Below are 19,788 nucleotides of genomic sequence, written 5' to 3' on the forward strand. Positions count from 1 at the left end.
TAATCATTTTCAATATATTTTCAAAAGAAAGTAGGGAATGCTTTGAAACCAATTGCGTATATTGGTATCGATATTCAATTTGCCAGGTTGTCAGACGAGGATCGCAGACGCGGACTGACATTTTTATATTTATACGATTTGCCGTATGCAGATTTACGTGCTTACGCGGGCCTCATTATTACGAATTTAGTAGAGGAGCAGTTTTTGTTAGAGCATAAAGCGATGCTGGAGCAGTATTTAAAACAGGGTGGCGTAATTTTTTCGCTAACTGAGACATCTTTACCTTGGTTAGTAGGTGTGCCTAATTGGAAACGTTCACCAATTCCATTGAAGGATCGTGAAATCGTTATAAAAGATCCTGCCCAACCATTATTTGCGGGAATTGATGCATATGACATTAACTATCGCAAAGGTGTTAGGGGCTTTTTCTCGCGTGGATATTTTGAAAAAATTCCACTGCATGCAGAGATTCTTGTGACTGATCAAAGTGGAGCAGTCATTATTTATGTAGATCATGAATCAACAAATGGAACAATCTTTGCTGGTGCTGGAACAGATATATATCGTGTGTTCATTGATGAGGATAATACCGCTCGTAAACTAAGTGTGCAAATGCTTGCATGCATTCGTGCCGAATATGCACGCAATCAAGCGAAAGGAGCTCAAATACAATGATTGGGATTGTCACAAATGGACTACCATTTCAAAATCGCTTTTTTGCAGAGGAGGAATTTCATTATTTATATGATGATATTTTACATATTCGAGAGCTGCATCGATATGATTTAGCAAATTACGATACGTTAATTTTATCTTGCCGTTTAGATATTCCTCATTTAAAACGTTATCAATCACAGCTTTTAGCGTTCATTGAATCAGGTAAGCGGCTCATTATTTTTGGTGAAATTTTGGATAATTGGTTTCCTACGATTGATTGGCAAGATTCTGAAGTGAATTTTAGCTGGTGGGTGCGAGATGGTGGAGACTTGCCAATGACAGAGCAAAATATGACACACCCATTGTTTAAATACGTAACACTCCGTGATTTAAAATGGCATTATCATGGCTCATTTTTACCGCCAGAAGGTGCACAGTCTTTACTTGATATTCCTGATGGTCGCTCACTATTTTATGTAGATAATGTAAGCTTTAACGGAGAATTAGTCGTAACAACACTTGACCCTATGTTTCATATAGGACTAGGTTTTATAGATCAATCAAAACCGTTTTTACACGGTATAGCAAAATGGCTTAGAGAGGAAGAAGGACAATGAAAAAATACGGATTTCTAGCAACATTAGCATTAGCGGCGATGCTAGCAGCGTGTGGTGATAAAGATGAGGAGGCAGTAACAGAACAACCGTCTGAAACTTCTGATGTTCAAACAACGGCTGAAGAAAAAGTTGTGACAGACCAACTAGGCAGAGAAGTAACAATACCCGGAAAAATTGAACGTGTCGTGACAGGAGGGATATTGCCATATTTCTCTACATGGTATGTAGCGACAAACTCTACAAAAGAGATAGTGGGTATGCATCCAAATTCGTATAATGCTGCGAAAAACTCTATTTTAGCAAAAATTTCACCAGATGTGTTAAATGCGAAAACGTCATTTATTCAAAATGGTGAAGTGAATATTGAGGAATTATTAAAGGTAAATCCCCAACTGTATGTAGAAAATGCGACAGACGAAAATTCTATTAATAAAATTACTGAAGCGGGTATTCCTGTTGTTGGGGTACAAACAATTGATGCAGCAGCTGCTGAACCATTAGCAACTTTCAATAGCTGGCTAACATTAACGAGCAAAATAACTGGAACGACTGATCGTGCGGACCGTTTTTTACAAGAGGGCGAAAAAGTGCAGTCTGAACTAGATGCCAAATTAAGAGATGTAGCAAAAGAGGACAAGCCACGTGCATTAATTTTATTTATGCATAATGATAAATCGATTACGGTAGGTGGTAGCAACTTCTTCGGCAATCAATGGCTAAACGCAACAGGTGCGATAGATGTTGCTGAAAAGGATGTACAAGGAAGAAAAGAAGTAAATATGGAACAAATTTACTCTTGGAATCCTGATATTATTTACATTACAAACTTTACGGAAACACAGCCTGAAGATTTACTTGAAAATAAAGTTGATGGACAGGACTGGAGTCAGGTAAAGGCAGTGCAAGATGGAAAGGTTTATAAAATTCCATTGGGTATATATCGTTGGTTCCCACCAAGTGGCGATGCACCATTAATGCTAAAGTGGATGGCTCAAAAAAATCATCCAGAGTTATTTACGTATAAGATTGAAGATGAAATTAAAACGTATTACAAAGATTTCTATGAATTTGACGTAACAGATGAGGAAATACATGATATATTAAACCCTTCTTCTGACGCGGCGAAATATTAAGGATTGATTGTTAAATGAAGAAATGGATTATTGCATTGCTATGGTTGCTACCGATTATGGTAGCAATCATTTCACTCGGTGTTGGTCGATTCGAAGTAGGTCTTGACCATATTATAAAAATTTTAACATCACAAGTGTTCCCAATTGAACAAACTTGGACAAAGATGGAAGAAACAGTTGTTATGAATGTCCGTTTACCACGTATTTTGCTCGCTCTTCTAATTGGCGGAGGGTTAGCGATAGCGGGTGCAGGGTTCCAGGGTATGTTTGGCAACCCGTTAGTTTCGCCAGATATTTTAGGTGTTTCAGCAGGTGCAGGTTTTGGTGCATCATTAGGTATTTTATTATTTGGCCAAAATTTTTCGGCACAAATAATGGCACTTCTTTTTGGTTTAGGCGCTATTGGCTTTACATTTTTAGTAGCAGGTGCAAAAAAGAATGCACCGATTTTTATGTTTGTATTGGCAGGTGTTGTAACGTCGGCACTTTTTAATGCCTTGATTTCCCTTATAAAATTTGTGGCAGATCCAGAGGAGAAGCTACCGGCAATTACATATTGGCTATTGGGGAGTCTTGGCACTGCAACCTATAAAGATTTATATATTGGTGGCCCATTAATTTTAATAGGTATTCTGTTACTCTATTTACTGCGTTGGCGATTAAATATTTTAACATTGCCAGAGGATGAAGCAAAGTCAATGGGTGTTCCAGTCGCGCGTTTAAAATGGTTCGTTATTTTTGGTGCAACACTTATAACAGCGGCATCTGTAGCTGTGGCGGGAATTGTGGGCTGGGTTGGTTTAATTATTCCACATGTTGCACGCATGCTTGTCGGCAATAACAATCAATTTGTTCTCCCAGTGTCTGTTGCAATCGGTAGTGTGTATTTATTAATTATCGATGATTTAGCACGCACATTAACAGCGACAGAAATTCCTTTGTCCATTTTAACAGCGATTATCGGTGCACCATTCTTTGCTTATTTATTACGTCGTTCAGGAGGTGGCTGGGGATGAACATAGAAGTGGTCGATGGCAATTACTATTATGAGAAACGTCGCACAAAAATGCCTAACTTATATGCGAAAGATATTAATTTTACATTAGCATCAGGCGAAATAATGGCTATTCTTGGACCAAACGGTGCAGGGAAAACAACGATGTTAAAGTGTATTACAGGTCTTCTCGATTGGAAAAAAGGCAAGACGATGATTGATGGTAAGCCTCTTGCAACAATGGATCGTAAGGAATTGTGGAAGCGAGTAGGCTATGTGCCACAGGCGCATAAAATGGTATTTGGTTTTACAGTAGAGGAGCTTGTTGTCATGGGACGTGCGCCATATATTAGTACATTGGCTCAGCCTTCAGCAAAAGATATGGAAGCGGCTCATGTAGCACTAAATACAATTGGGATAATGCATCTTGCTAAAAAATCGTGTAATGAAATTAGTGGCGGAGAGCTACAGTTGGCTTTAATTGCCCGTACGCTCGTGTCAAATCCTGAAGTTTTAATATTGGATGAACCTGAATCACATTTGGATATACAAAAGCAAATTGTTATATTGCAAACGATAAAGCGCTTATCCAAGGAGCGAGGTATTTCTTGCATCATTAATACTCACTACCCAAACCATGCCTTTTACCTTGCAGATCATGTGTTGATGACAGCGAAAGAAAAGGATGTTATATATGGCAATGTTCAAGAGGTAATGACTGAGTCTCGGATGAAGGAATTTTTCGGTATAGAGCTGAAAAAAATAATTTACGAGGAAGAGGATTATTTTGTCGAAACGATGGTTCCTCGCGCACTAGGCCAGAATGTAATATGAGTGCCTGGCACCTTTAAGGAAAAACACGGTCCCTACCATAGTGGAGGAGACCGTGTTTTCATTGGTTATGGAATGAATTGCAATTGAGAAAAATTCCTCGCAACTATAAGTTGAAAATTTTCCCTGGATTCATTATGTTATGTGGATCGAGTGCTGCCTTAATGCTCTTCATTACGAGTAACGAGGCACCATGCTCCATCGATTGATATTTCATTTTGCCAATACCTACACCATGTTCACCGGTACAAGTTCCACCGCGAAGCAGCGCATATTGCACAATATGCTCATTAAAACGGTCAGCTAGTGCCCGTTCGTGTGCATCAGTGGGATCTAACATTAACAATGCATGGAAATTCCCATCTCCGACATGTCCGACAATCCCTCCCGCTAGACCGACGTTGTTTAGCTGTTCACGGGCATACAATATCGTTTCAGCCAATTTCGAAATCGGAACACAAACATCGGTTGACATAAGCTTTTTCCCTGGGTACGCATGAATATATGCATAGGCCAATGAATGGCGTGCCTCCCATAGCTTATTGCGAGCTGCATTGTCTTGCTCAAACTCGACAGACGTACAGCCGAAGTCCTCAAAAATTTCTGTAGCAAATTCAATATCTGCTTGCATACCTGCATCATTACCGTGGAACTCTAAAAACAGTGTCGGTTTTTCATCATAAGAAGTTTCATTATAAATATTAGCTTGTGTAATAGAAGCTTCATCTACAAGCTCTACACGACCAATGGAAATACCAGCCTGTAACAATGCGGCAACTGCACTGACAGCATCGCCAACTGTTTCAAATACAGCACGGCCCGCAGTTACAAATTCAGGAATACCATATACTTTCAATGTCAGCTCTGTAAAGCAACCTAATGTACCTTCTGAACCAACAAATAAGCCATTCAAATGATAGCCCGAAGATGATTTAGCTGCTAAGCTTCCAGTATGAATAACGGTACCATCTGCAAGTACAACTTCTAAATCACGCACTTGATCGCGCATAACACCATAACGAACAGCTGTAGTACCACTGGCATTCGTTGCTGCCATTCCTCCAAGTGTCGCATCTGCTCCTGGATCTACCGTAAATTGAAGGCCGTGTTTTTTTAATTCTTTATTTAATTGTGCACGAGTTACACCCGGTTGCACTTTTACGAGTAAATCTTCTGGGCGAATATCTAAAATTGTATTCATTTCAGAAAAATCGATAGAAATACCGTTGGCAATCGGAATAGCATTTCCTTCTAAACTTGAGCCAACGCCAAATGGTACGACTGGTATAAGATTTGCATGTGCGATTTTCATGATGGCACTAACGTCTCCTGTAGAACGTGGAAACACTACTATATCTGGCAAGTTCATTGCATGATGGGATTCATCTTTGCCATGTAGCTCTCGTACCGTCTCGTTTGTTGACACCTGCTCATCTGATAATACCTCTCTAAGTTGATTTACTATTAGCTCTACTGCAACAGTCATTCCAATCCCTCCAAACTTTCTGATAAATCTAATTTATCATGCGATTAGTGGAAATGGAATGTACTGTTTATAAAAAATCAGTGTGCAAATACTTTTTCTAGCTTTTGTACGAATGCATCTTGTTCATCTGTAGACGATTGTTGCCACCATTTTTCGAAAAATACGCCTAGCCCTGGTAGTAAATGCTCTTCACCACGTGAAATGGCATCTTGGACTATATCCTTAAATTCTGCTGCTGATTGACCATGGACATTTGCCGTAATGGCATCTCTTATTTGAAAATTCATCTATTTCGCCTCCTTAGTCATAATTTGTCCACTGAAATTAGAAATATGTATAAAAATTAATGCAAAACATAGGAATTTTTTAAATTCTCTCGATTTTTGCTTAAAATTTAGACAGAAATTCATGCAAATCTTTAAAGATTTATTGTAAAAGGGGCATTCGACGTGCTTTCTATCGCAAGTTAAGCTAATAACACCTAGGAATAATGGACTGTGCACAAGTCGTTAGGAAAGTATCAGTGTCATTTGAAAAACATACACAAATTCTTTCGCCAGAGCAGCCATTTGTGGAAATATTAGAATTGGTACAGCCGATGATTACCTCCATTTTAGTAAAGTGCCATATTTACAAAGACTTTGAGTATTATCGTCATATTGCAGCTATTGCCGTGTGGAAAGCTTACGAAAATGCTGATCCTTCGAAGGGGCAATATTCTGCCTATATTTATACAACAGTGAAAGGGGAAATTTTGAAAGAACTTACGAAAGAAAGGCGATTTCAGGACAATGTATCATTAGTGGAGGATGACACCTTGAACATTATACGTTGTCGTGAGCAACAAATAAATCGACTAGAAGAGTGCTCATTAGTAGAAAAAATAATGAACCAGTTAAAAGAGGAAGAAAGAAAGATACTGCAACTTTATTACCTAGAAGGTTATAGGTATGAAGAAATAGCTAAAGTACTACAGCTATCAGTCGCCGCAGTCAAAAAAAGACGCACTAGACTAATGAACAAACTGCGTAGTCACTTTTGTCAATAAACTAAATTACTACTAAAAGATAGTAAAAGTATGCTAATATCAAAATAAATTGAATATTAGCATACTTTACTAATTGCATACAAAGTCCAATTAAAATGCTATGATTTGTAAGAAGTCAAAGAAATATACAATTTTAAGGCCTTCGAAAATAATATGTAGGTATAGATACCTATCTATTTTGATTGTGTATATATTGATATGGAGGGTTAGTATTGGAAAACGCGCGTAATCATTTAATTATAGATAAAAGGGAGCTATGGTATAGTGCGATACCGCTGCTTCTATTGATACCTCTATTAGCTTTTAATAATCAGCTTATTACTATTTTTATAGAAGGAAGTATCGTCGATTATTTAAGATTGATTATGAAAATATTAATTGTTGTTTTTACGATGACAATCGCCATTCATTCATGGCTAGTATTTTCGCATTTATTAATTAATCATACATTATACATAGGCAGTGTTTTTTTCCTTATCGCTTTGCTAGAGATTTCTAATATTGTCATATCAGTCCCGCAAAATTTAGACACTGTATTATTAGGCGTCTGGATACAGATTTTAATGCGGATTGCATTAGTAATAGGTATCCTACTTATGATTATAAAGCCTAGAATAAAGTTAACATTGGCTCACCGTAGGGTAGCTTATGGAATCGCCCTTTTTACTGTTACCATTATGCTTCTTATTTTATATAAGGCACAGCCATTGCTTGAAAATAGTTCTCCGATAATACCACATACAGTCCAATTATTGACTGGGATGATCCAAGGTGTTTCTATCTATTTTTTAAGCAAGCATTATAGAAGTGCGCCGAAACAGGTGCTATGGCTCATTAGTGGGTCAGTATACTTAATTTTAAGCGATCTTTTGTTTGTTTTCAGCAAAGACTACAGTGCGATTTGGATGTTTACCGCTCTACTTTACCAGTTTTTAGCTTATTATGTTTTCTTAAAGGCGATTTACTATACTTCTGTGGAAAAACCTTATCTACAGCTATTGAAAATTAAGCAAGACCTGGAACAATCGCAACAGGAGCTAACTTTTCAAGCTTATCATGATGATATTACTCAACTGCCAAATGAGCGTCTTCTGCTGAAAACATTAAAGGAGGAGTTGCATAAGGATGGTAAATGTAAGGCAGTTATTTCTATCGAAATAGACCGTCTTGCAACCATTAGCGATTCCTTAGGTATTAGCAATTCCAATAAAATGATGAAACTTGTAGCGGAAAGGATTCAAGCAATGCTACCTCCGCATTATTTTGCAACAAAGTTACGGGAAAGCCAATTCGTTATTTATGTTAATCATGTACAAACACATGAAGAACTAATACAGTTTTGTCTGAACTTAAAAAGTGCAATGGATAAGCCACTACAAGTACAGCTTTTCTCATTAAAAGGTAATGTGAATATTGGCATTGCATTCAATGAAAAATATTGTTCTGCTGAAGAATTATTGATGCATGCACAGCTTGCAATGCGTGAAGCAAGCCAAATACCGCAACGTTTTCTTTTTTATAAAGAGCATATGTCAACTGGCGTGACAGATCGTATATTACTAGAGCAGGAATTACATAGAGCACTCGAACAACAGGAATTTTATTTGGATTACCAGCCTCAAATTAATTTGAAAACAGGGAGAATTGAATCGGTGGAGGCGCTTGTGCGTTGGCGTCATCCAGATCGTGGCTTTATTCCACCAGATAAGTTTATAGAGATTGCCGAGGAGTCCGGTCTAATTATTCCTCTTGGTAAATGGATACTAGAAACTGCATGCTTGCAAGCGAAGGCGTGGGAGGCACAAGGTCTACCTAAAATGAAGGTTGCAGTTAATTTATCGCTTGGGCAATTATTTCAGCAAGATTTAGTGCAAATGGTGAAGGAGATTTTACAGCAAAGTAAGCTGGAACCAAGCTATCTTCAGTTGGAAATAACCGAAAGTATGACAATGAATATTGATCAAATGACCCAATTATTACATGAATTAAAAGGACTAGGAATTCAAATAGCAGTCGATGATTTTGGGACAGGTTACTCGTCCTTGTCATATTTAAAAGAATTTCCAATTGACTGTTTAAAAATCGACCGCGCTTTTGTACATAATATCCAGCATGACGCTAATGATGAAGCGCTCGTTTCTATGATTTTGTCTATGGCTAAGCATTTACGTCTAAAGGTTGTGGCTGAGGGGATAGAAGAAGTTGCTCAACTGGCATTCCTTATTGCAGGCGATTGCGATTATATACAAGGTTATTTATTTAGTAAACCTATTACTGCCGAGCAGCTGACTGCGACGTTTAAAGATTTACATGTTCATGCTGATCAGATTTTAGAGCAGTTTAAATGCGGTGAAAAATATCACATTTAATGCACTGAGTGTAAGGAAATAAAAGGCAAAATCCGCTTTGACTTAAGTTAGGACAGCAAATTTGGATGTAATATGCTGGCCGACAAAAGTACAATGCGGATTTTTTTAGGTTGGGGTGTTATTTAATGAACGAGGTATTCTTCTTTTAGCTCGGAAATCGTAACTTCAGAGCGTTCTTCTAGTGAGCGTCGTAAATGAACGGTTGCTGTTTTGCCATCTTCATGTAGCTTATCAATCCATACAGAAACGCCATTATAGCTCACTTCATATTCCTTTGGAGAGGCAACAATTTCTTGTGCACGTAAATAATCCAATCGAAGACCCTCCTTATTTTTTTTGCTTGTTTTTCGTTACGGAATTAATAAGCTCCGTAAATTCTTGAGAAAATTCTTCTTTTACTTTGTTTGGTGCAATTTTTTGGTTTTTTGGCGTCTGCGGTAATGAACCTTTGTTATTGCTTTGCCCTTGCTTATTATCTCTTCCCATGTTTGGATGCTCCTTTCGCTTTAATATTTCTTAATATGGCTTCGAATTGATATTTTTATCAAGGGAAAAACTAGGGAAACATAAGAATAACATGTAGCAATGCAAAAAAAATGAGTGTATATGTTTGCTTATGAAAGGTCGAGTTTAGGTAAATGATAAGAGCAATATTTATTTCTTTATTGAAAAATTATTATCTAACAGTGCCCAGTTTTGTGGGAAAGGAAAACCTAAAGCCCAATAGCTAATACCACGGAGATTATATTCCTTTGTTAGGTCGAACTTAGCTTGTGCGCTTCTTGCATCTTCAAACCATACTTCATGATTTTTTCCTTGCTTGTCAACATAGCGAAAATAAGGAGATTGTGCCGTTCTGTCATATTGGATAGTTGCTCCATATTGTTGCGCTCTTGCCACCGCTTCTTGCGGGCTAAATGTTTCTGCTTCTTGACCTTTCACGTGTGGAACGAGCCAATCACGTGCATAAATTTGGAAGCCTAAAAATATTTTATTAGCAGGCATTACGGTTAGAGCATATTCTACAACTTTCCTCATTTCATTAATTGGAGAGATTGCCTGTGGAGGTCCAAGTCGATAGCCCCATTCATAAGTCATCAGTATAACAAAATCCGCAATTCTTCCATGTGCCTCATAATCATATGCTTCATAAGTTGACCCTGCTGGAGATGGACCTGTTTTTGGAGCAAGTGCGGTTGATACTAAATATCCTTTCGGGTGAAGGCGATCAACTGCTAATTGAAGGAATTGGTTATAGTTTTCTCGATCTGCGGGTAGGACATTTTCGAAGTCTACATTTAGTACTTTATAGCCTTTATCGTCCATGACTTTTAAAATATTATCGATAACTTTTTCTGATAATTGCTCATTCGATAATATTACATGGGTTAAGTTGGATCCAGTTTCTGTTGATGTGAAGTTCGTAACGGTTAACATCGGAATAATATTTTGAGAATTAGCAGCATCTAGCATTGCTTTGTCGTTCAAAGGTTCTAATGTTCCGTCTGCGTTCATCAAATAAGCAAACGGACTAAAATAAGTAAGAAGATAGCCCACTGCATTTAGGGACTGAACAGCTTCATCGGGTGTTTGGTACGTATAGGCATTTACTTCAACGATAGGTTTCGTTCTTGGAATAACTAAGTGTGAACCGACATAAATCATATTGGGGTTTGTAATATCGTTTTCCTCTATAATGGCTTGAACGGTTGTACTATAGCTCCTAGCAATTTGTGATAATGTCTCGCCAGCTTCCACAATATGAATAATTGGAGGAATGATTAGTTTTGTTCCAGGTGTTAAAACATCGGGATTTGTAAGATGATTTACTTGGATAATGGATTGCAATGACACGTTATATTGTTGGGCAATGGACGACAATGTTTCGCCTTTTTTAACGGTATGCGTTGTAAAAGAAGAAGGTATAACGAGCGATTGTCCAATCACTAATTGATTTGGGTCAGGTAAAGCATTCAATTGAATAATAGCACTCATTGGTGCAGCATAGCGGTTCGCAATTTGCCAAAGTGTTTCACCAGCGCTTACCACATGTATTAACATTCGGACTCCTCCTAAATAGGTTTTGTTAATGCATCATATGTAACCAAATATCTACCTAATGATGAAATGTAGTGTAATTTTTAATTGTTTCATCATTCAATACTCATATTTTTTTCTTATTCGTTATACATAGTATAGTACGTGCGAATTGTATCATTTGAGAAAGGAGCTGGACGTTGAAGAAAGTAAAGCTCACAGGAAGAATTGTTAGTCCAGGTGATCCAGATTATGACGAAGCGAGAACAAATAATAATTTAAGTCTGCCGAAATTCCCGAGTAAAATTGTCTTCTGTCAAAGAACAAAAGATGTAATCAATGCTTTAAGGTGGGTCAGGGAAAATAATGAAGATTTTCGAATAAGGAGCGGGCGACATCATTATGAAAATTATTCCTTAGTCAATAACGGTCTAATTATAGATGTGAGTGAAATGAACAACATTACAGTTAATTTGGAAGATGGAACTGCTCGAATTGAGGCTGGTGCTAATCTGGGAAAGGTATACCGTACATTATGGGAGCATGGTATGACAATCCCAGCTGGAACCGAAAGTAGTGTAGGGATTGTTGGCTTAACACTAGGTGGTGGCATTGGCATGCTATCCCGTCCTTTCGGGCTTACTTGCGATCACTTGCTGGAAATTGAAATGGTCAGAGCGAGTGAACATCTAGGAGCCGAGCTAATCCAAGCAAGCCGACAGGTGAATAGTGATTTATTTTGGGCTAGTTGTGGCGGCGGTGGGGGCAATTTCGGTGTTGTTACTGCCCTTACGTTCAAGCTTCAACCAATTTCAGACGTTACACTTTTCGCTATCGTGTGGGAGTGGGATGATTTTGAGATTGCTTTTGATGCTTGGCAAAAATGGGCGCCATTTACGGATGAACGCATAACTTCACAAATAGAGCTAAAATCACAGGAAGTAGGCGAAATTGTGGTGCAAGGTTTATTTGTTGGTGCGGCTTCTGAATTAAAAAAGCTTTTGCGGCCTTTAAGAAAAAGTGGTTCACCTACGGAAGTGTGGATAAAAGAAGTACCGTACATTAAAGCAGTACGATTTTTTGAGGTTGCAAGTGGCAATCAACCAGCATTCCGCAAAAGATCAGGTTCCTTTATTGAAAAGCCTTTTCCGCATGTGGCAATTTCGAAAATGAAACAATTTTTAGCAGACGCCCCTAATAGAAATGCTAGCATCTGGCAACAGTCGCTAAGAGGTGCTGTAGGTCAGATTGCATCAAGCAGAACTGCCTATTATTATAGAAATGCGCTAATTGCCCAAGAATATATCACTTCATGGGAAAATCATGAAGATGAAAAGGAAAATGTGCAGTGGGTTGAGGATATAAGAAGGACATTATCTCCTTTTACAATGGGGGATTATGTGAATTTTCCAGATCAATCTATTCAAAATTGGCCAACCGCCTATTATGGACGTAATTTTAGACGACTAAGAGAAGTGAAAACCAAATATGATCCTTACAATGTTTTTACATTCCCTCAAAGTATTCCAACGATTAAAAAGTGGATGTAATGCTAGAACAAGTTTTTTAGAATATCGTTAGATGGAAAGTAGAGTGCATAGAAAATTAGCATTCTACTTTTTTGTTAAGTTCACTATTATTATTTCCTTGATAATTATTGAAAGCACAGTCAAAATGGAGATATTACATATATTTCTAGAAGGGGTAAATGCGATGATGGATGTTATGGAACGCAATAATGTGAAGATAATTGGAAAAGGGAAGCAGCCGATACTTTTTGCGCATGGATTTGGTTGTGACCAAAATATGTGGCGCTATATTACGCCAGCTTTTGAGGAGCATTATCAAATTATTTTGTTTGATTATGTTGGTTCAGGTAATTCAGATTTAAACGCTTATCAATCCGAAAAATATCAGTCTCTTCAAGGGTACAAGCAGGATGTTTTAGACATCATTGAGACTCTTGGACTGCAACAAGTCATTTTTATTGGTCATTCGATTAGTTCAATGATTGGTTTGCTTGCATCCATTGAACGCCCTGATTATTTTGAAAAACTAATTATGATTGGCCCTTCGCCACGGTATTTAAATGATGGAAATGGCTATGTTGGTGGATTTGAGCTGAGTGATATTACAGAAATATTAGATATGATGGAAATGAATTTTTCAGGCTGGGCTAGCTTTCTAGCGCCGATTGCCATGAATAATCCTGATTCTCCAAAACTAACAATAGAGCTTGAACAGACTTTTAAATCTGCTAACCCAGTTATTGCAAGGGAGTTTGCCGAAGTAACGTTCTTATCAGATCATCGAGGCGACTTAATAAAGGCTAGTGTTCCTATTTTAATTATGCAATGTTCGGATGATAGTATAGTTCCAATTGAGGTTGGTGAATATTTGCATAACCATTTAAAAGCAAGTACGTTTCGATTGATGACTGCAAAAGGTCATTATCCTCATATTAGTCACCCAGAGGAAACGATTCAGTTAATTACACAATTTCTGTAATGGAATATGAAAGGATTATGAATAATTCATGGATAAACGATTGAACTATGCACCTTGTGGATTTATTGCCATTACGCATGATGGAAAGATGATAGAGGTGAATCAAACCTTTCTGGAGTGGATGGGTTATGAACGGGTGGATTTATTACACCAGCATATTGAATTGCTAATGTCCAAGCCGAATAAGATGATTTTTCATTCTTATTTTTACCCAACTATAAATCTTAACGATCGTGTAGAAGAACTGTTTATCAGTTTAAAACATTGCAATGGTACAGCTGTTCCTTTTCTATTGAATGGCAGGAAGTATTTGGTGGGAGAGACTGAATGGATTGATTGTATTTTAGTACCGATGAAAAAGCGCATTGATTATGAGTTAGAATTACGCTCAGCGAAAAAGCAACTAGAGGCTGCTTATTTAGAAAAGGATCAGGCTTTAGCTAAATTAGAGCAACTGCATTTGGAAATTGGGAAAAAACAAGATGAGCTATTAAACATCAACGCTACATTAGTAGAACTATCCGTTACTGATAAGCTAACAGGATTGAAAAACAGAAGATTTTTTCAAGAGCAGCTTGAGGAGCAGCTAGCTATATTTCACGAATCAGCAAAACCATTCTCTCTTTTAATTTTAGATATCGATCATTTTAAAAAGGTAAATGACACATTCGGACATCAAGTAGGTGATGAAGTCCTTGCCCAATTGGCACAAATTTTAAATGCCAAAGCTCGTCAAGGTGATGTAGTTGCTCGTTTTGGTGGGGAGGAATTTGTCATCATTTTACCTGAAACAGATGTGAATGCTTCGCGGACTATTGCCGAGCAATTACGTCAAGCTGTTGAACAGGCACAGTGGCAAACTGGTAGCATCACAATCAGTATCGGTATTGCAACAGTAACTGAAGAGGATACCGATTTGACGATTTTGAAAAAGGCTGATAAAGCTTTGTATGTTTCGAAGGAGAATGGAAGAAATAGAGTAAGCACTTTTGAGTGCCAGACACCCAAACAATTCTGACAATTGCCTACATTTTGCTGGACTATGTAATTTGTTGTTTTCTACTGTATAATAATGAACAGTAAATAGGAAAAAGGCGGTACGAAAGACGATGAAGAGAATAGAATCTACGCAAAATGCGTTAGTGAAATATTGGAAAAAATTAGCGACTACTCGAAAAGAGCGTGAGCGTTCAGGTGAGTTTTTAGTTGAAGGCTTCCATTTAGTAGAAGAAGCGTTGAAAAATAGTGGTCAAGTGTTACAGCTAATTGTGCGTGAGGGCGTTGATTTACCAATGCTATGGCCAATTGATGATGTCGCAATGGTAGAAGTGACAGCAGCTGTAGCAAAGGAATTTGCTGAGACTGAGACATCACAAGGAGTCTTTGCAGTTTGTAAGCAGATGACAGTAGAGCAAGATGTGATGGTTTCTTGGCGCAAGGTTCTTCTAATCGATGCTGTACAAGATCCAGGAAACATTGGAACAATGATTCGAACAGCGGATGCAGCTGGTTTGGATGCGGTTATACTTGGCAAGGGCTGTGCAGATCTTTATAACCCGAAAACACTGCGTTCTGCGCAAGGATCACATTTTCATATTCCAGTGATTCGTGGAGAACTAGAAGATTGGATTGATATGCTTCAGGAAAATGGTGTGCCTGTATTTGGAACAGCACTTGATGAGGATGCTGTCGTTTATAATGATATTCAGCATACGGGTGCTTTTGCTATTATGATGGGGAATGAAGGCAGTGGCATTAATCCGCAGTTATTAGCAATGACGGATCAAAATATCATTATTCCTATTTTTGGACATGCAGAATCATTAAATGTCGCTGTTGCAACAGGTATTGTTTTATATGGATTTGTAAAATAAGTATTGTCTTACACATATTAGACAAGTCGATATCGCCGATAAAACGCTGGCAATCGCCGATAAAACTACGGCAATTGATCATAACACAGCAGCAAGCGCCGATAAATCAAATCATATTGCAACAAGGAACAGATGCCCCTTGCTTTGAAGCGGCGTAATAATGTATAATCACATTTAAATTGTAATTAAGTATATTGAAATGCTTTGACCGGGAAGTAGTAAAGATTGTGAATGGACGACAGGGAGCGTAGGCCAGAGATTGAGAGCCAGCGCCGAACCAATGCAATTTTGAATTCAGCCTGCGAGCAGCTACCGGGACCAGCAAGTGAAAATGGCTGTAAAGGTATGCCGGCTTCAATCGAGTCGTTATGTCAATGAAGTGATTGTGCGGAGTTAATCGTGCAATAACTAGGGTGGTACCGCGAATATGTCCTCGTCCCTTTTTTGGGGGCGAGGTTTTTTTGTGCCATTTGTGCAGGTGGGCACTTATATGAACAAGGAGGTTTTACACATGGAAGAGCAATTAAAGCAATTAAAGCAAGAAGCGCTAGCGAAAATTGAAGCAGCAGCAAATTTAAAAGAATTAAATGATGTGCGTGTCGCTTATTTAGGGAAAAAGGGGCCAATTACAGATTTATTAAAAGGCATGGGGAAACTATCGGCTGAGGAACGTCCGAAAATGGGTGCTTTAGTTAACACAGTTCGTGAAAATGTCACTGTGGTGCTAGAAACAAAAGTAACTGTTTTAGAAGAAGCAGCTATTGCTGAAAAATTAGCAAGTGAGTCGATTGATGTTACATTACCTGGCCGTGATATTAAAGTAGGTAACCGTCACCCATTAACACGTGTTATCGAAGAAATTGAAGACTTATTTATCGGTATGGGTTACGAAATTGCTGAAGGACCAGAAGTAGAAAAGGATTACTATAACTTTGAAGCTTTAAACTTACCAAAAGGTCACCCTGCGCGTGATATGCAGGACTCGTTCTATATTTCCGAGGAAATATTATTACGTACTCATACATCACCAGTACAGGCACGCACAATGGAAGCAAAAAAAGGCGAATCTATTCGTATAATTTGTCCAGGGAAGGTATTCCGTCGTGATAATGATGACGCAACACACTCTCACCAATTCATGCAAATTGAAGGTTTAGTAATTGGCGAAAATATTCGTATGAGCGACCTTAAAGGAACGTTAGATACGTTAGCGAAAAAAATGTTCGGTGCTGATCGTGAAATTCGTTTACGCCCAAGCTTCTTCCCATTCACAGAGCCTTCTGTAGAGATGGACATTTCTTGCTTCAAATGCGGTGGCTCAGGCTGTAACGTATGTAAAGGCACAGGTTGGATCGAAATTTTAGGTGCCGGTATGGTACATCCAAATGTGCTTGAAATGGCTGGTTATGATCCGAAGAAAGTTTCTGGTTTCGCATTTGGTATTGGTGCAGAACGTATTGCTATGTTGAAATATGGTGTCGACGATATTCGTCATTTCTATACAAGTGATACACGTTTCTTATCACAATTCGAGCGAACAGAGGCGTAAGGGGGACTATAAATGTTAGTATCATTAGAATGGTTAAAAGATTATGTAAGTACACAGGACTTAGCGCCTGAAGATTTAGCAGAAAAAATTACACGCTCTGGCATAGAAGTAGACGCAGTTATTGACCGTGCTAGCGGTATGGATAAAGTCGTTGTCGGCTATATTGTGTCAAAAGAGAAGCACCCTGAAGCCGATAAATTAAACATTTGCCAAGTAGATGTTGGGGAGGCGGAACCACAACAAATTATTTGTGGAGCGCCAAACGTAGATGCAAGTCAAAAAGTAATCGTTGCTCGTCCTGGTGCACATTTACCAGGTGGCATTAAAATTAAAAAAGCAAAGCTTCGTGGGCATGAATCAAACGGTATGATTTGTTCATTGCAAGAGCTTGGTATTGAAGGTAAGTTAGTACCGAAAGCTTATGCTGAAGGCATTTATGTGTTACCAGCAGATGCAGAGGTGGGTTCTGATGCACTAGCGGTTTTAGGTCTTCGTGATACTGTGCTTGAGCTTGGCTTAACACCAAACCGCTCCGATGCGCTTTCAATGTTAGGGGTAGCTTATGAGGTTGGTGCAATTCTTTCCGAAGAAGTAAAGTACCCAGAAATCGCTTATCATACATCTTCTGAAAAGGCAGGGGACTTATTAAAGCTTCAAGTGGAAGATCTACAAGCAAACCCAATGTACGTAGCGAAAGTTGTGAAAAACGTTAAAATTGCAGAATCACCAATGTGGTTACAGCACCGCTTAATGGCAGCTGGAGTACGTCCTCACAACAATGTAGTCGATGTGACAAACTATATTTTAATGGAATATGGTCAACCACTTCATGCATTTGACTATGATAGCTTAGCAACAGGTGAAATTGTTGTTCGTAAAGCAACAGAAGGTGAAAAAATCACGACTTTAGATGACCAAGAACGTACATTAAAGGCGACTGATTTAGTGATTACGAATGGCAAAGAGCCAGTAGCGATTGCAGGTGTAATGGGTGGAGCAAACTCTGAAGTAACAGAATCTACAACAACTGTTGTTATTGAATCTGCCTATTTCGATGGCTTAACAGTGCGCCAAACTTCACGTAATCTAGGTCTTCGCTCGGATGCATCAGCTCGTTTTGAAAAAGGCGTTGATCCAAACCGAGTGCTTCCTGCAGCAGAACGTGCAGCAGCGTTACTTGCTGAGTTAGCTGGCGGTGAAGTGTTAGAGGGTACGTGTATCGTAGATGAATTAGATAAAACACCCGCACGTGTTGTTGTCTCTCCAGACTTCATTAACGAACGTCTTGGCATGAAAATCTCATTAGAAGATATGCTTTCGATTTTAGAGCGTTTGAAATTTGGTGTAGAAGCAGCGAATGGCTTATTAATTATCGATGCTCCAACACGTCGTCAAGATATTAAAATTGAAGAAGATATCGTTGAAGAAATTGCACGTTTATATGGTTACGATGAAATTCCAATGACTTTACCAGAAGGTGCTAACCAAGTTGGGACATTGACAGCTTACCAAGCAAATCGTCGTGTAGTGCGTAACTTTATGGAAGGTGCAGGACTTTATCAAGCTGTCACTTATTCTTTAACATCTGCAGCACTATCACAACGCTTTGCACTAAAAGCAGAGCCTGTAACGCGTTTATTAATGCCGATGAGTGAAGATCGTTCAACACTACGTCAAAGCTTAATTCCACATTTAATTGAAGCAGCAGCATATAACGTTGCGCGTAAAGCAGATAGCGTAGCATTATACGAAGTTGGTTCTGTCTTCCTTGGTCAAACAGAAGAGGGGCTACCGTTTGAAGAAGAGCATGTTGCAGCTGTTATAACAGGTAAATGGTTAGATCATGCTTGGCAAGGCGAGAAAAAGGAAGTAGATTTCTTCGTATTAAAAGGGATTATCGAGGGCGTAATTGGTAAGCTTGGTTTAGCAGATCGTATTACATTTGTTAAATCAGAAGTAGCTGGTTTACATCCTGGACGTACAGCTAGCATCTTATTAGATGGAGAACAAGTTGGTATTATCGGTGGCTTACATCCTGCAGAACAAAAAACATGGGGTGTAAAAGATACGTACGTAATGGAAATGAATTTAGTAGCATTACTTCATGCAAATGCAAGTGAAGCACCACTTGGTTATAAACCAGTTCCTCGTTTCCCAGCTATGTCTCGAGATATCGCATTAGTTATGGACCGTGCAACAGCAGCGGGTGAAGTAATTACCGCTATTCGTTCAGCAGGCGTGAAGCTGTTGAAGGATATTCGCGTGTTCGATGTCTACGAAGGTGAAAAAATGGAGGTAGGTAAAAAATCTGTTGCCTTCTCATTAACATATTTCGATCCAGAACGAACATTAACAGATGATGAAGTTGTTGCAGCACATAACAAAGTGTTAAAAGCAATCGCCACAATTGAAGGAACAGAAGTACGTTAATTTATACTAATTTAACAAGCTGTCTTGAAATTAGAGACAGCTCAGAGTGTCGACAAAAGGCACCAAGAAGTTAACTCTTGGTGCCTTTTGTCTTTTTTTATTACCTATTAAGTTGATTGGAGCGGAGGGCTGGCGACTCCTATGAGAACGCACGCCACGTAAGCCGCAACAATCCGCGCGTTAGCGAGGGTTGCGGCTTACAGTGTGCCCGCGGAAAGCGCCAGACCGTAGCGAAATCAATGGCAGTAGTCCTCT

At 38.7% G+C, this 19,788-nt stretch carries 18 protein-coding genes; 13 read left to right on the forward strand and 5 right to left on the reverse strand.

Annotation, left to right across the window (positions count from 1 at the left end):
• Nucleotides 1-42 precede the first annotated feature (42 nt).
• The 5 genes from ACIQXW_RS15820 to ACIQXW_RS15840 are packed head-to-tail and all read left to right on the forward strand — an operon-like array spanning nt 43 to nt 4,235.
• Complete coding sequence (locus ACIQXW_RS15820) at nt 43-675, forward strand: hypothetical protein (protein ID WP_402763661.1); 633 nt, start codon at nt 43-45, stop codon at nt 673-675.
• Nucleotides 672-1,274 carry a hypothetical protein gene (locus ACIQXW_RS15825; protein ID WP_340823127.1) on the forward strand — a complete coding sequence of 201 codons (603 nt, stop codon included), beginning with the start codon at nt 672-674 and terminating at the stop codon, nt 1,272-1,274. The genes ACIQXW_RS15820 and ACIQXW_RS15825 overlap by 4 nt, the downstream gene beginning before the upstream one ends.
• Complete coding sequence (locus ACIQXW_RS15830) at nt 1,271-2,407, forward strand: ABC transporter substrate-binding protein (protein WP_402763664.1); 1,137 nt, start codon at nt 1,271-1,273, stop codon at nt 2,405-2,407. The genes ACIQXW_RS15825 and ACIQXW_RS15830 overlap by 4 nt, the downstream gene beginning before the upstream one ends.
• Nucleotides 2,408-2,421: 14 nt before the next feature.
• Nucleotides 2,422-3,423 (forward strand): FecCD family ABC transporter permease, encoded by a 1,002-nt coding sequence (locus ACIQXW_RS15835; protein ID WP_340823130.1) that lies wholly within the window; start codon nt 2,422-2,424, stop codon nt 3,421-3,423.
• Nucleotides 3,420-4,235, forward strand: a complete 816-nt coding sequence (locus tag ACIQXW_RS15840; protein ID WP_340823132.1) for an ABC transporter ATP-binding protein — start codon at nt 3,420-3,422, stop codon at nt 4,233-4,235. Before ACIQXW_RS15835 ends, ACIQXW_RS15840 begins: the two co-directional genes overlap by 4 nt.
• Nucleotides 4,236-4,338: 103 nt before the next feature.
• Here ACIQXW_RS15840 and ACIQXW_RS15845 read toward each other — a convergent pair whose 3' ends face one another.
• Both ACIQXW_RS15845 and sspI read right to left on the reverse strand, forming a co-directional pair.
• Complete coding sequence (locus tag ACIQXW_RS15845) at nt 4,339-5,718, reverse strand: FAD-binding oxidoreductase (RefSeq protein WP_402763667.1); 1,380 nt, start codon at nt 5,716-5,718, stop codon at nt 4,339-4,341.
• Nucleotides 5,719-5,795: 77 nt separating this feature from the next.
• On the reverse strand, nt 5,796-6,005 hold the full coding sequence (gene sspI, locus ACIQXW_RS15850; RefSeq protein ID WP_340823136.1) for a small acid-soluble spore protein SspI: 210 nt from the start codon (nt 6,003-6,005) through the stop codon (nt 5,796-5,798).
• A 236-nt stretch (nt 6,006-6,241) separates the two neighbouring features.
• Between sspI and ACIQXW_RS15855 the strand changes: the two genes are divergently transcribed.
• Together ACIQXW_RS15855 and ACIQXW_RS15860 are read left to right on the forward strand one after the other, a co-directional pair.
• Nucleotides 6,242-6,766 (forward strand): RNA polymerase sigma factor, encoded by a 525-nt coding sequence (locus tag ACIQXW_RS15855; protein WP_402763670.1) that lies wholly within the window; start codon nt 6,242-6,244, stop codon nt 6,764-6,766.
• A 212-nt stretch (nt 6,767-6,978) separates the two neighbouring features.
• A complete protein-coding gene (locus ACIQXW_RS15860; RefSeq protein ID WP_402763673.1) occupies nt 6,979-9,135 on the forward strand; it encodes a putative bifunctional diguanylate cyclase/phosphodiesterase in 2,157 nt (718 codons plus the stop codon).
• A 122-nt stretch (nt 9,136-9,257) separates the two neighbouring features.
• On the opposite strand, the gene ACIQXW_RS15865 is transcribed toward ACIQXW_RS15860, so the two are convergent.
• The 3 genes from ACIQXW_RS15865 to ACIQXW_RS15875 all read right to left on the reverse strand — a co-directional run bounded on the left by ACIQXW_RS15865 (nt 9,258) and on the right by ACIQXW_RS15875 (nt 11,196).
• Complete coding sequence (locus ACIQXW_RS15865; RefSeq protein WP_340823141.1) at nt 9,258-9,449, reverse strand: small, acid-soluble spore protein, H family; 192 nt, start codon at nt 9,447-9,449, stop codon at nt 9,258-9,260.
• A 13-nt stretch (nt 9,450-9,462) separates the two neighbouring features.
• Nucleotides 9,463-9,621, reverse strand: coding sequence for a YfhD family protein (locus tag ACIQXW_RS15870; protein ID WP_172772364.1), 159 nt, complete (start codon nt 9,619-9,621; stop codon nt 9,463-9,465).
• 168 nt (nt 9,622-9,789) lie between these two features.
• A complete protein-coding gene (locus ACIQXW_RS15875; protein WP_401020624.1) occupies nt 9,790-11,196 on the reverse strand; it encodes a LysM peptidoglycan-binding domain-containing protein in 1,407 nt (468 codons plus the stop codon).
• A 176-nt stretch (nt 11,197-11,372) separates the two neighbouring features.
• Between ACIQXW_RS15875 and ACIQXW_RS15880 the strand changes: the two genes are divergently transcribed.
• From ACIQXW_RS15880 to pheT, 6 genes are all read left to right on the forward strand, one after another.
• Nucleotides 11,373-12,722: an FAD-binding oxidoreductase gene (locus ACIQXW_RS15880; protein ID WP_402763677.1), complete on the forward strand. Its 1,350-nt coding sequence runs from the start codon at nt 11,373-11,375 to the stop codon at nt 12,720-12,722.
• Between the two features lie 163 nt (nt 12,723-12,885).
• Nucleotides 12,886-13,680 carry an alpha/beta fold hydrolase gene (locus ACIQXW_RS15885; protein ID WP_402763680.1) on the forward strand — a complete coding sequence of 265 codons (795 nt, stop codon included), beginning with the start codon at nt 12,886-12,888 and terminating at the stop codon, nt 13,678-13,680.
• 28 nt (nt 13,681-13,708) lie between these two features.
• Nucleotides 13,709-14,698 carry a sensor domain-containing diguanylate cyclase gene (locus ACIQXW_RS15890; RefSeq protein ID WP_402763683.1) on the forward strand — a complete coding sequence of 330 codons (990 nt, stop codon included), beginning with the start codon at nt 13,709-13,711 and terminating at the stop codon, nt 14,696-14,698.
• Nucleotides 14,699-14,789: 91 nt separating this feature from the next.
• Nucleotides 14,790-15,554 carry a TrmH family RNA methyltransferase gene (locus ACIQXW_RS15895; RefSeq protein WP_402763686.1) on the forward strand — a complete coding sequence of 255 codons (765 nt, stop codon included), beginning with the start codon at nt 14,790-14,792 and terminating at the stop codon, nt 15,552-15,554.
• A 511-nt stretch (nt 15,555-16,065) separates the two neighbouring features.
• On the forward strand, nt 16,066-17,103 hold the full coding sequence (gene pheS, locus ACIQXW_RS15900) for a phenylalanine--tRNA ligase subunit alpha (protein WP_402763689.1): 1,038 nt from the start codon (nt 16,066-16,068) through the stop codon (nt 17,101-17,103).
• A gap of 12 nt (nt 17,104-17,115) precedes the next feature.
• Complete coding sequence (gene pheT / locus ACIQXW_RS15905) at nt 17,116-19,533, forward strand: phenylalanine--tRNA ligase subunit beta (protein WP_402763691.1); 2,418 nt, start codon at nt 17,116-17,118, stop codon at nt 19,531-19,533.
• Nucleotides 19,534-19,788 lie beyond the last annotated feature (255 nt).

Origin of the sequence: Lysinibacillus sp. NPDC097162, assembly GCF_044762185.1 — a bacterium.
In the GTDB taxonomy this organism is placed as follows: Bacteria; Bacillota; Bacilli; order Bacillales_A; family Planococcaceae; genus Lysinibacillus.